Source organism: Pseudomonas anguilliseptica (assembly GCF_900105355.1).
GTDB classification, from domain to species: Bacteria; Pseudomonadota; Gammaproteobacteria; order Pseudomonadales; family Pseudomonadaceae; genus Aquipseudomonas; species Aquipseudomonas anguilliseptica.
Genome location: NZ_FNSC01000001.1, coordinates 2,505,431 through 2,517,157, shown reverse-complemented (window position 1 = coordinate 2,517,157; position 11,727 = coordinate 2,505,431). Strand labels below are relative to the sequence as shown.

Here is an 11,727-nt window from a genome sequence, read left to right as displayed (position 1 = left end):
CTGGGTCTGTACCTTAGTCATCGCTCTGCGCATCATCACGTTCTGCTGCTTCATCTGCCGGATTGGTCTTTTTCCGCGGCCCGTCAGCCTGCACCGCTGGAAAGCGCGACGAGGCATAGCGCACCACAAAGATCGCCACCGCCAGCAACAGAATCGCCCCGGAGACCATCACCACACCCATGTCGGGTTTATGGTTGTGCGAGATATCGGAAATCATCAGGCGGGTCAGCGCGGTAATCGCTACATAGATCATGAAGCGGATCGGCATATGGTTGGTCTTGAAATAGATCCCCACCATCGCCGCTAACTCGAGGTAGATAAACAGCAGCAGGATGTCATCGACCGTGATGTGGCCCTTCTCCAGCATGCCAATAAAGGCCATTACCGCCGCCCAGGCCGTGATCGCGCCGATGGCAAAAAGCGCCAGGTAGTGGAGCGCCTCCATCAGCAGATTGCCCAGCGACTCCGCCACGCCATGCACCTGTTGCCGTGTACGGTTTGCCCAGTTGTCGTTGCTCACTCACCATCCCCTTCAGTCTGCTTAGCTGTTGTGTGCATTTGTTTAGCGAGGCAAAGCCCAAGCCAAGAGTGATACAGATGCATGTCACTTGGTATAGGGCACAGCATGCGCAACAAAGCACTAGAGCACTAGCAAGGTCGCAACCAATGGCAACCCCGCCGCCAGTGGCAACACCCAGCCACTGCGCCAGGCCAGCAGTACAACCAAACCAACACCCGCCAGTAACAACTGGCACAGCCAAAGGACCAGGCCGATTTCCAGACCGCGGTCTACCACGCAACAACCCAGTGCAAACACCATCGCCATGCCGGCTAGCCCACGCAGCAGGCGCTGACGCCAACGGGACACGACAGCACGCAACAGCCGTTGGTGATGCCGTGGTTGCGACAGGCACACTGCACTCAGCGCCAGGTAACTCAGGGCAAAGCTCAGCCACAGCATCAGCTCGGCTCCTCTGCTGTCACACCAATTTTTCCCGCCCCCTCGGCCGCCTCAAGAGGGCGCAGGCGCCAGGCCAGGCCGGCACACACCAGGCCAGCAAACAGCAGCGTCAGATCGATACCAGCCAGCGCCCAATCATCGCGACCGAGGCTGGCCAACAAATGACCATTGTCCGTACTCAAGCCATTGAGCAGCGGCAAACCCAACGCCAATACTGCCGCCACGATCCATAGCAGCCTGACCATACGCCGTGGTTGCCCGCGCCACAGCAGCGCCAGCACGGCCACCAGCAACCAGCTCAGCACGAATACCCAGGCTTCAGCACTGACGCGCCATTCCAGGCTTTGCGGCAGCAGACGGTTAGCCCATAGCAACGCCAAGCTGGCCAAGGGCAGGCCGGCGAACACCGTCGTATTTAGCAGCCGTACGCAGCCAACCGCGACACCACCACGGGCTTCACGCTTGGCCAGCCAGACCTGCAAACCGCCCACCAGCATGGCGCAGCCACACAGCCCCAGCAGTAGATAGAGCAGGCGCACCAGGCTGTCACCGAACTGCGCCATATGCAGGCCGGTCAGCCAGTTGTAGACGCGGTAGCCCGTGGCGGCCTGCTGACGGTGAAGCAGCTCGCCGGTGGCGGCGTCGTAACTCAGGGTGTCCAGCGGTGCGGCAATCCGCGAACGATCGTAACGCCGCACAGCCACCACGGCGGAGGCATCGGCGGGATGCTCGATATTCAACCAGCCTGGCTCGCCACCGCCCCAACGCTGCCGCGCATCGGCAAGCAGCGCATCCAGTGACACCGCCCTGCTAGCGGCCTGTCTGGTTAATCCAATAACTCATTCCGAATTACAGCCAGCTTTGCTCGATGCACGGAGCTGATAATCGACTCAGCCGTTTTGCTCCAGCGGAACGGCTTAGCCGAATGTTCGTTATGAGCCTCAATGAAGCGACGTATCGCCGCTCTCAGGTCAGCCACGCTGCTGAAGGCATCACGATAAAGCGCCCGTCTTTCCAGTTGCGCAAACCAGCCCTCCACGGCGTTCAGCCACGAGGCGCTGGTCGGTGTGAAGTGCAGCTTGAAACGGGGATGCTTCTCCAGCCATTCCCTGACGGCAGCGGTCTTGTGAGTCGAGCTGTTGTCCAGAATTACATGCAGGTCCAGCTCGGCGGGGGTGCTGCGGTCGATCTGTCGAAGGAACTCCAAAAACTCCTTGGCCCTGTGCCGCTGGGTGATACGGCCGATGACCTTACCCGTCAGGATGTCAAAGGCTGCGTACAGACTGGCCGTACCGTGGCGCTTATAGTCATGCGTCCGCCGCTCAATCTGCCCGGGCTTGAGCGGCAGCATGGGCTGTGTGCGGTCCAGCGCCTGGATCTGTGTTTTTTCGTCAACAGATAGCACCAGGGCGTTGTCGGGCGGATTCAAATAGAGCCCGACGACATCGACCACTTTGTCTGCAAAGTGCGGGTCGTTACTGATCTTGAAGGTTTTCAACCGGTGCGGCTTGAGGTCGGCAGCAGCCCACACCTGTGCGACCTGCCAGATGCTGACCCCAGCGTACTTGGCCATCAACCGTAGGCTCCAGTGGGTAGCTTCGCGCGGGACTCGCTGGGTCGTCAGCGTCAGGATTTCCTTGATCTTCGCTTCGTTGAGCTTGCGAGGCGCTCCACTGCGCCGCAGGTCACTCAGCCCCTCCAGACCGGTCTCCTGGTAGCGTTTACGCCATTTGAAGACCACTGGCGCAGAGACTTGCAGCTGCTCGCTGATCTCCTTGGGCGTGAGACCGTTGGCCAGCAGCAACAGAATTCTGGCCCGCTGGCCGATGCTCTGAGGCAGCGATCCCATGCGTAACCAGCCTTGCAGCATGTCGGCATCACTGGGACTCAAGAAGAATGGGGCTGCTGGCCGGGCCATATGGGAGCTCAATTCATGACGATAGAGCGCGCAGTATACTGGCTCGGCATTGGATTAACGAATTTTACAGACAGCTCACTAGCTGGCTGGTGTAGCTCGTCACGGTGATAGCTGCCCGCCACCTCACCGAAGAAGTGCTCGATATCACCCTGATAAGCCACCTGAGCACCTGCCGGCATATAAGAGGCGACAAAGATCACCAGACCGCTGTAGGCCATCAACAGATGAAAGGGCAGACCCAGCACGCCGAACAGGTTGTGCACATCCAGCCAGGCGCGCTGGGTATTGGCCTGCGGCCTGAGGGTGAACATATCCTTGAAGATGCGCCGATGCAGGATCACCCCGGAAACCAGCGCCACCAGCATAAACATGCCGGCCAGGCCGACTATGTACATGCCTGGCAAACCGGCCTGCAGGTTGTAATGCAGGGTGAAGAAGAACTCGCCGCCAAGGGTATCGGCCATCGGCTCGCGGCCATCGGGAGCGAATAGTCGCCGCTGCTGCTCGTCACCGTTATCAGGCACCCAGATCAAGCGCCAGAATGGCTCGCGAGCGGTCGGCGGATGGATCCAGATCGCATGCAGCGGCTCGCTGACGTTCTGCGCCAGCCAGTCACGCAACTGATCGGCGCTCAGGGTGTTTTCTTGCGGCACATGCAGCGCCGGACGCATCCAGCGCTCCAACTCCTTGTCGAAGCAGGCGATGCTGCCGGTGAAGATAATCACGTAGAGCAGCCAGCTCGGCAGCAACCCGCCCCAGGTGTGCAGGCCCGCCATGGCCTGACGCAACTTCATGGCCGCCCCCCGAACTGCCCCGCCAACAGCACGGCCAGGCCAAGCAGCCCTGTAGCACCCAGCAGACCGCCCCAGGCGCTGGCCGCGGCAAATACGTAAAGCACCGCGGCGGTCCAGACGGCAAAGCTCGCCAGGCTGGCGAAGACCACCCGATCGGCGCGAGCCAGGGGCAGATAGACAGCTGCAAACGCCGTCAGCGCGTAGGCCAGGCCATAGCCGCCAAACAACGCCGCCAGCACGCGCGAGGCAATCGCCCAGCGCGCCCCGCGGCTGCCTGAATACGCCTTACCAGGCATAGCTGACACTGGCGATCAGGTTGCGGCGGTTGCCGTACCAGCAGTAGTAATCGCAGGTGGCGACGTACTCCTTGTAGCCAAGGTTGTTGGCGTTGAGCTGCAGGGTCACATCGGTCAACTGGTAGCTGAGCATGGCGTCGTAGAGGCTGTAGGACGGCACACGCAGCGCATCGGTCTCGCGGTTGTCGCCATAGCTCTCGCCGGTATAGCGCGCCCCTGCCCCCACCTTCAGCCCCGTCAACGGTCCCTGGAAGGCATAGGTGGCCCACAGCGAAGCCATGCGCTCGGCTACCTGCGAGGGGGTTTTGCCCTGTTCTTGCAGCACAGTGGTCTTGCGAGTTTGCGCGTCGAGCAGGGTCAGCGAACCGACCAGGCTGAGGTTGTCGCTGAGATCGGCGCTGGCCTCGAACTCCAGGCCACGGCTGCGCACCTCCCCCAGCTGGGTGCGTGTACCGGCGACGGTATTCTTGCGCACGTTCTGCTGGGTCAGCTCGAACAGCGCCAGGTTGAAGGCCCCGGCAAAGCCTGCGGGCTGGTACTTCAATCCCAGCTCCAGTTGCTCACCACTTTCCGGCTGGTAAGGCTCGCCAGTGCTGATGTTGATATCCGCCACCGGCAGGAAAAACTCCGAGTAGCTGACATAAGGCGTCAGGCCGTTGTCGGCCAGGTAAGCCGCCCCCGCCGTCCAGGTGAACTCCTCATCGCAGATGCTCTTGTGAACGCCAGTGCTGCGGTTATCCAGATCGGAACGCGCGCTATCGAAACGACCGCCGAGCAGCAGCACCCAGCGCTCATCCAGCTTCAGCTGCTCCTGCAGGTAGAACCCCAGCTGGTCGGCACGGGTGCGTTTGTCCTGCAGGTCCTGCGGCCCGAGCACGGCCAGTGTCGCAGGGTTGAGCAGCGTGGTGCTGGCGGCGTAGCTGGGCTGGTAGATATTCAACGGTTCACGGATCAAGGGGTCGGCGGCAAAACCCTTTTCGTTGATATTCAACTGCTGATAATCGACTCCAAGCAGAAAGGTGTTTTCAACCCCCGCGCCCTGCCAGTAATTGACCAGGCGATTGTCCAGCGACAGGTTATCGGCCCTGCCATCGGTATAGGTCAGGCCGCGCATCACCTTCTGCCGGCTGGGGTCGTTAAGGTCCGGGTACTGCGCGCTGACAAGGCCGAACGCCATCGCCAGTGGAATGCTGAACTGCTTGGCCGTTGCGGCGGCGGCGCTATTGAGCACGTCGATGGCATGCCCTGCGTAATACATCTGACGCAAGTCGACATTCAGCTCGCCGTAGCGGAAGTTCTGCTGGAAGTCCCAGGCATCGCTTAAGCGGTAATTCAGCTCATAGCCCAGCGTCGCCTGAGTGCGGTCGAACTTCTCATAGGCGGGGTTGCCCAACGCGGTGTCATCGTCGATCTGCCCATTGACGCTACCGATCAGGCTGCCCTCGGCCGGCAGAAACTGCAGCTGCGGGTCGGCGTTGTCCTTCTGTACGCTGGCCAGCAGGGTCAGCGAGGTGTCGGCGTTGAAATTCAGGGTCAGCGAAGGCGCCAACAACAGGCGCTCACTGCCAACATCATCCACCTGGGTGCCGCTGTCACGAGACAGCCCGACCACGCGGTAGAGCACATCACCCTGCTCATCCAACTTGCCGCCCACATCCAGGTGCACCTGCTTGCGCTGGAAGCTACCGTACTGCACCCCGACTTCATTCTTCTGCTCCAGTGTCGGCCGCTTGCTCTGCAGGTTGATCACTCCGCCCGGCGTGGCCTGACCGTACAACACCGAGGATGCCCCCTTGAGCACTTCAACCCGCTCCAGGCTGTACGGGTCGACCTGCCAACTGTAGAAGCCGCTGGAATAGACGCGCACGCCATCCTGAAACAGACCGTTATTGGCCTGCTTGAAGCCACGCAGAATAAACCAGTCCTGCTTGTTGTCCTCACCGAAGTAACCGGCCTGGATACCCGCCGAATAACGCAGCGCATCGCTGATGCTGACGACATTGCGATCATCCATCTGCTGCTGCGTCACCACCGACACTGAACGCGGCGTTTCATGCAGGGCGGTGTTGGTTTTGCTTGCACTGCGGCTGTTACGCGCCACATAGCCACGGTCTTCGCCGACCGGGCTGTCCAGCTCGCCGATCACACTGGCGCTAGGCAACTGCAGGGTGCCGGTAGTGGTGAGGCGTTGCAGGCGATAGCTGCCATCAGCCGCCATGACCGCCTGCAGACCTGAACCACCGAGCAGTACGGCAAAGCCCTCGGTGGCGCTGTAGTCACCCTGCAGGCCGGCGCTCTGCCGGCCCGCCGTCAGTGAAGGGTCGAAACTCAATAACACACTCGCCTGGCGGGCAAACCGAGTCAGTGCAGTCTCCAAATCACCAGCTTCGATTTGATAACGCTGCGCGGCCGGTTCGGCCCAGGCCAGCACTGGGCTCAACAACGGCAAAGCCAGAGCAAAAGCAGCGGCGCGTATGGCGCAAGCCAGGGGTTTAGGACGAATTGCAACGGCGGGCATGACGACTCCTTCGGCAAGCATTCAAGTGATGACTGCCAAGGAGGCCGAACCAGCGCAAAAAACCTGCAAAAAATAATTAAGGTTTTTAGGCAGGCACTACCGTGACCCAGTAACGGCTGCGATAAACCACCTTAACCGGCAGCGTTTGACTCAAGGCGCGCAATGTCCGGTCGCTGTCCGCCAGGGGGAACACGCCGGAAATACGCAGTGCGGCCACCGCCGGGTCGCAGCGCAGGACACCGCTGCGCTGGCGCTCCAGTTCGCCAACAAACTGCGCCAAAGGCATCTGCTGCGCGACCAGCACACCGTCCACCCAACTGCTGCGCAGCTCATCTGCAGCCCCGCGCTCAGAGATGCCCTGGGCATCGAACTGTACTCGCTGCCCCGCCTCGAACCACTGGCTGGGCGCCGCACGCGGGCGCACCTGCACCACACCGGCATAGACCTCGAGCATGCAGCTGGCCCCGTCATCGCGCAGAAGCAGACGCGCCTGCTGCGCCTGCAGCACGCCCTGTTCAGTACTCAGTAGCCAGGGTTCGGGTTGAGTACTCGCAAGACTGCTGAGCAGCAACTCACCGCGATACAGGCGGATCAAGTGCCGTTCGGCGCTGTAATCGATATCCAGCGCCGTCGCGCTGTTCAGGTGCAAGGTCGCCCCATCCGCCAAGCTCAGCCTGCGCCGCTCGCCAATGGCGGTACGCTGCTCAGCCAGCAGCGGTTGCCAGGGTTGCCACTGCTGCCCCAGCAACACGATGCCGCTGGCGGTACCAAACCAGGCCAGGTGCTTGAGCGCTCGCCGCCTGGCCGGATCGACCACAGGCTGACGCAGCGTGGCCTGCCCCAGTTGCGCCGGCACGCCGGCAAAACGCTGACCTATGACCTCAAGGCGCTGCCAAGCCTGTTCATGTTGGGGCGCCTGCTGACGCCAATGCAGGCAGCTCTGCGCGTCGTCGGCACTGGCCTCGCCGGAAACCAGACGCACCCGCCAGGCAATAGCCTGCTCGACCACCTCATCGGTCAGCACAGTCATGGGTACAGCGCCTTGTAACAATGGCTGAAGGCCTGGGTCATGTACTGCTGGATCGAGCTGACCGACAAGCCCAGACGCTCGGCGATCTGTGCATAACCCAGGCCCTCGAGCTGGGACAGCAGGAAGGCCTCACGCACCCGCGGCTTGAGGCCGTCGAGCAGGCGGTCAATTTCGATCAGCGCTTCCATGACCAGCACCTGCCGCTCAGGCGACGGCATCTCTGCCTCCGGCAAATGGCGCAGGGCCTCAAGATAGGCCCTTTCCAGGTCACTGCGGCGGTAATGGTCGATCAGCAAACCACGGGCAATGCTGGCCAGGAATGCCCTGGGCTCGCGCACCTCCATGGGTGCGCGCTGGTTGAGTAAGCGCACGAAGGTGTCCTGCGCCAGGTCAGCCGCATTATCCGGGCAACCCAGGCGCTGCCTGAGCCAGCCGAGCAGCCAGCTGTGATGACCGCGATACATATCTGAAAAGACGTGAAGATGATCGACTGGTGCCGCCACGGCATGCTCTGGAATTTGCCAAGAAATTAAATGCGAATATATTTCATTTGATACCAAGTGTCACTTAGACGAATACAGCAATGTCTCGGAAATAGGTTATGTTGCGAGCCGGCATGGCAATTGCTGCTGTTCAAAATGGTGCGAGTTCTTTATCCTCGCAAACCTGTATAAATAAACAGTTAAATTTAACCATCAGCGTGAAGGCGTAGAGGTGATGAATGGCCGTCGAAGTGGTGTACCGCAGCAGCCGGGATTTGGAGCGTTTGTTTATGGATAAAGCCGAAGCCGACCGTCATGACAAAATGCTCGAACTGGCCGAGCTGCTCACCGAGGTGCTGCAGAAAGCCGTGCCATCGTTGAATGAAGCCCAGGGTGAAGAGCTGGGCATCTACATGGCGAAGAACCGTGAGATCTTCGCCAAGGCGTTCAAGAACCAGCCCGACGCCTTGAGTGAACTGAGCGAACCTGCTGCCGAGTAAAGCTCGCAGCGATAAACAAAACCCCAGTCAATGACTGGGGTTTTGTGTTTCTGGCCACTATCAACTGCACCGTGGGGGCGCTTTAGCGGCGAGCTTTTAATCGCCGGTTTGTAATCGCAGGGCCGCGGCCAAAGCCCCTCGCACATAGTGGTGCGCTTGTTCAGCCATATAACAAGCGCTCTGCAATCGCATCGGCGACCCTTGCCGGTGAGCGCTTATCGGCCTGGGCATGGCCAAATATCTCGGTCAGCCGCCGGCTGATCTGCGTCAGGTGCGCGGTGATTGCCACCAGACTTTCCCCCTGATGCTTCAGCGCCACGTAGATCAGACCGCCCGCATTGATCACGTAATCCGGGGCATAGAGAATCCCCCGCGCCTGCAAGCTGTCGGAAATATCGGCACTGGCCAATTGGTTGTTCGCCGCCCCTGCCACGGCCGAACAACGCAGCTGACCGACACTCGCGCTGTTTAGCACACCGCCCAACCCGCACGGCGCGAGGATGTCGCACGGCGTGGCGAGCAGGGCTTCGCTGGCCACCGGCCGCGCGCCCAGCTGCTCGACCGCCAGTTGTACGCGGCCATGATCCAGATCGCTGACCAGCAGCTCGGCACCCGCAGCATGCAGTTGCTCGGCCAGCGCATAACCGACATTACCCAGCCCCTGAATCGCCACCCGCAAACCTTCCAGGTTGTCACTGCCGAGGCGCGCCAGGGCGGTGGCGCGAATACCGGTAAACACGCCCAACGCCGTGTGCGGTGACGGACCACCCTCGGCCGTGGTGCTGGTGACATGCTGGGTGTGCTGGGCGATGCAATCCATATCGACACTGGAGGTACCGCTGTCCATGGCGGTGATGTAGTGACCGTTAAGGGTTTCGATAAACCTTCCGAAGGCTTCAAACAGCGCGCCGCGATTATCGACATACGCGGGACGGATAATCACCGCCTTGCCGCCGCCCTGTTGCAGGCCGGCCAACGCTGCCTTGTAGCTCATGCCTTTGGCCAGACGCAGCACATCTTCAATAGCGCTTTGCGAGTCGGCATAGGGTAGATAACGGCAGCCGCCCAACGCAGGCCCCAGGCGACTGTTGTGAATGGCGATCATGGCCTGCAGACCGCTCAGCGGGTCCACGGCGAAGTGCAGCGACTCCAGCCGGGCGGTTTCCATCATGGCGAACATGCTGTGGCTCCCGTACTGATTTGCAGATCAGTATAGGCGCCGCACTCAATAACAAGCCCCCGGCGATCAGTTAACCAGCAAGGTGACGATCTGCTCGCTGTAACGGCTGATCACAAAGGGCATTGAGCGCTCACGGTAGCCAAGCAACGGCCGCTCGATGTAATTCCAGATCACCCGTACCTGTTCCAGCTTGCTGCGCTGATCGGCGTTTTCACCCGTGGACTGCTGCAATTGCTCAAGGCCTTGGCTGAACGTTTGAGCCAGTACATCAACGGGGTCATGTAAGTCCTGCACACTGTCATAAACCGCAGAACCGGAATCAAAGCTGGCAGCCTCGCGTACATATTCAGCGGCAATTTTCTGCATCAATACAGCCTGACGTAGGTCCATCGAGGCGGGGCTATTCACCAACTGAACCTGATGCTGCCGGATGAATTGCAACAGACCATGGGCACTCTGTGACAGCTCATCGCGCGCATAAAAGTCAATGTCGCCGTTCATTTGAGCGCAACTCAACAGCGCAGTCTGAAAGCGCTGTGCATGAGGCAGAAGATTGGCTAGCGACTCATCGCTCTGCGCTTGCATTAAACGCTGAAAATTTTCCACTTCAGCCTGCAGGCGAAGCTGTACTTCGGCAGCCCCCTGCTCAAGTCGCAATAAATGGAAAAGGGTTAGCAGCCGGTAGGTTGATAGTTCTTGGGCCAACAGTTTCTCTTGCGGGGTTTGCGCAGCACTTAGCAGGGGACTGAACAGCATTATCAGCGTCAGAGCATAGTGCCGTATGGCGGCAGACATCCTTGATTTCCTTATTCAGAGACACAGACAACACCATGGCATAGCGCAGACGCGGCAATGTACTGGACGAAGGTTAGGCGCTTGACTACAAAGCACAGACACGGGAGATGAATATGACCCCACGCGCCGCCTGCCTTGCCTGCCTGGAGCAGAACCCGCCTGCACTGTTCGAGGCAGCGCTGTGGATTGCCGCGGAACACCAGCCCACGCTGCAACCGGCCGAAGTGCTGCAACGCCTCAACGGTCTGCAACAGCAGGTCAGCCAGGGCTTACCCAATCTGCCGCTGCAGGAACTGGCGCAACCGCTGCTGCGCCGGTTGAGTGAGCTGGATTTTCATGAAGACGACGAACGCCCGCTACGGCCAAGGGCCGCGCTGCTGGATCAGCTGTTGCTACGCCGCCGCGGACAACCGCTTTCCCTGGCCCTGCTCGCTCTGGAACTGGCCAGGCGCTTGGCGATTCCGCTCCAGGGAGTGAACTTTCCCGGGCATTTTCTGCTGCGCGTACCGGGTGCCGACCATCTACTCGACCCGTGCAGCGGCCGCCGACTATATACCCGCGAGTGCCGCGAGCTGTTGCAGCGCCACTTAGGCCCGACTGCCGAATTAAACGCCAGCCAGCTGCAGCCTTGCGACGCGCGCAGCATGTTGCAGCGCCTGTCACGCAACCTGCGGCAACTGCATCAACTGGATGATGACCCGCTGGCCGCGCTGCGCGATGCCGAGCGCGTGCTGCTGCTCGGCACACCAACCTTGCATGACCACCTGGCCCGCGCGGAGATTTATCAATTACTCGATTGCCCACAGGGCGAGCGCTTCGACCTGCAATGCGCCCTGCTGCTCAGCGATGACCCGGCGCAGCACCTGCAACTCAGCCAACGCCTGCGCCAGCCCGGCGCTGCACTAGGGTCTGCTGCCGTTTCGGCGCGGCCGCGAACGAAACGGCAACAGACCCTAAAAAAAGCCCAACGCCTTGGCCTTGGCCACCGCCTGAGTGCGCCGCGCCACCCCCAGTTTGCCGTTGATCCGCCGTGCGTGGGTCTTGACCGTATGCAGAGAAATAAACAGCTGTTCGGCCACTTCCTGATTGGACAGCCCCTGGGCGATCAAGCCAAGTACCGCCAGTTCGCGACTGCTCAGTGCATTGGCGCTGGAAGGCGCAGCATTCGTCGCGCCATCAACCTGGCTGGCGACACGAAACCACGGACGCAGATAGCCCAGGCGCCGTTGTAGCGCCTGGCCAGTCTGGCGGGC

Annotated in this window: 10 protein-coding genes and 4 pseudogenes; 2 read left to right on the top strand and 12 right to left on the bottom strand. The window is 60.7% G+C overall.

What is annotated here, in order from left to right; genetic code table 11:
- Positions 1–13 precede the first annotated feature (13 nt).
- The 9 genes and pseudogenes from BLW24_RS12065 to BLW24_RS12025 form a co-directional block, all read right to left on the bottom strand.
- On the bottom strand, positions 14–520 hold the full coding sequence (locus BLW24_RS12065) for a phosphate-starvation-inducible protein PsiE (protein ID WP_244161151.1): 507 nt from the start codon (positions 518–520) through the stop codon (positions 14–16).
- A gap of 120 nt (positions 521–640) precedes the next feature.
- Positions 641–961, bottom strand: coding sequence for a DUF3325 domain-containing protein (locus BLW24_RS12060; protein WP_090380881.1), 321 nt, complete (start codon positions 959–961; stop codon positions 641–643).
- A pseudogene (locus BLW24_RS12055) lies at positions 961–1,782 on the bottom strand (PepSY domain-containing protein); the annotation flags it as partial. The gene BLW24_RS12060 and the pseudogene BLW24_RS12055, both read right to left, overlap by 1 nt.
- A 5-nt stretch (positions 1,783–1,787) precedes the next feature.
- On the bottom strand, positions 1,788–2,879 hold the full coding sequence (locus BLW24_RS12050) for an IS630 family transposase (RefSeq protein WP_090375546.1): 1,092 nt from the start codon (positions 2,877–2,879) through the stop codon (positions 1,788–1,790).
- 77 nt (positions 2,880–2,956) lie between these two features.
- Positions 2,957–3,673: pseudogene (locus tag BLW24_RS12045) on the bottom strand (PepSY-associated TM helix domain-containing protein); the annotation flags it as partial.
- Entirely contained in the window at positions 3,670–3,969 is a 300-nt protein-coding gene (locus BLW24_RS12040) for a DUF3649 domain-containing protein (RefSeq protein WP_090380861.1), read from the bottom strand. The pseudogene BLW24_RS12045 and the gene BLW24_RS12040, both read right to left, overlap by 4 nt.
- Positions 3,959–6,487, bottom strand: a complete 2,529-nt coding sequence (locus BLW24_RS12035; protein ID WP_167360359.1) for a TonB-dependent siderophore receptor — start codon at positions 6,485–6,487, stop codon at positions 3,959–3,961. Before BLW24_RS12035 ends, BLW24_RS12040 begins: the two co-directional genes overlap by 11 nt.
- 85 nt (positions 6,488–6,572) lie before the next feature.
- A complete protein-coding gene (locus tag BLW24_RS12030; RefSeq protein WP_090380855.1) occupies positions 6,573–7,517 on the bottom strand; it encodes a FecR domain-containing protein in 945 nt (314 codons plus the stop codon).
- The gene (locus tag BLW24_RS12025; RefSeq protein ID WP_276326437.1) at positions 7,514–8,020 is read right to left on the bottom strand and encodes a sigma-70 family RNA polymerase sigma factor; all 507 of its coding nucleotides are present in this window, start codon (positions 8,018–8,020) and stop codon (positions 7,514–7,516) included. Before BLW24_RS12025 ends, BLW24_RS12030 begins: the two co-directional genes overlap by 4 nt.
- 218 nt (positions 8,021–8,238) lie before the next feature.
- On the opposite strand from BLW24_RS12025, the gene BLW24_RS12020 reads away from it, so the two are divergent.
- Positions 8,239–8,499, top strand: a complete 261-nt coding sequence (locus BLW24_RS12020) for a YebG family protein (protein WP_090380848.1) — start codon at positions 8,239–8,241, stop codon at positions 8,497–8,499.
- 160 nt (positions 8,500–8,659) lie between these two features.
- Here BLW24_RS12020 and BLW24_RS12015 read toward each other — a convergent pair whose 3' ends face one another.
- Entirely contained in the window at positions 8,660–9,679 is a 1,020-nt protein-coding gene (locus BLW24_RS12015; RefSeq protein WP_090380845.1) for a Leu/Phe/Val dehydrogenase, read from the bottom strand.
- Between the two features lie 66 nt (positions 9,680–9,745).
- Positions 9,746–10,180: a hypothetical protein gene (locus tag BLW24_RS25930; RefSeq protein ID WP_167360358.1), complete on the bottom strand. Its 435-nt coding sequence runs from the start codon at positions 10,178–10,180 to the stop codon at positions 9,746–9,748.
- 407 nt (positions 10,181–10,587) lie between these two features.
- Between BLW24_RS25930 and BLW24_RS12005 the strand changes: the two are divergent.
- Positions 10,588–11,361: pseudogene (locus BLW24_RS12005) on the top strand (transglutaminase family protein); the annotation flags it as partial.
- A 66-nt stretch (positions 11,362–11,427) separates the two neighbouring features.
- On the opposite strand, the pseudogene BLW24_RS27160 reads toward BLW24_RS12005, so the two are convergent.
- Positions 11,428–11,613, bottom strand: a pseudogene (locus tag BLW24_RS27160) (response regulator transcription factor); the annotation flags it as partial.
- Positions 11,614–11,727 lie beyond the last annotated feature (114 nt).

Excerpts from the sequence above, each read along its gene's own strand:
- BLW24_RS12060 (WP_090380881.1), bottom strand. The coding sequence starts at position 961 with ATGCTGTGGCTGAGCTTTGCCCTGAGTTACCTGGCGCTGAGTGCAGTG.
- BLW24_RS12030 (WP_090380855.1), bottom strand. The coding sequence starts at position 7,517 with ATGACTGTGCTGACCGATGAGGTGGTCGAGCAGGCTATTGCCTGGCGG.
- BLW24_RS12015 (WP_090380845.1), bottom strand. The coding sequence starts at position 9,679 with ATGTTCGCCATGATGGAAACCGCCCGGCTGGAGTCGCTGCACTTCGCC.
- BLW24_RS25930 (WP_167360358.1), bottom strand. The coding sequence starts at position 10,180 with ATGAACGGCGACATTGACTTTTATGCGCGCGATGAGCTGTCACAGAGT.
- BLW24_RS12020 (WP_090380848.1), top strand. The coding sequence starts at position 8,239 with ATGGCCGTCGAAGTGGTGTACCGCAGCAGCCGGGATTTGGAGCGTTTG.
- BLW24_RS12050 (WP_090375546.1), bottom strand. The coding sequence starts at position 2,879 with ATGGCCCGGCCAGCAGCCCCATTCTTCTTGAGTCCCAGTGATGCCGAC.
- BLW24_RS12035 (WP_167360359.1), bottom strand. The coding sequence starts at position 6,487 with ATGCCCGCCGTTGCAATTCGTCCTAAACCCCTGGCTTGCGCCATACGC.
- BLW24_RS12040 (WP_090380861.1), bottom strand. The coding sequence starts at position 3,969 with ATGCCTGGTAAGGCGTATTCAGGCAGCCGCGGGGCGCGCTGGGCGATT.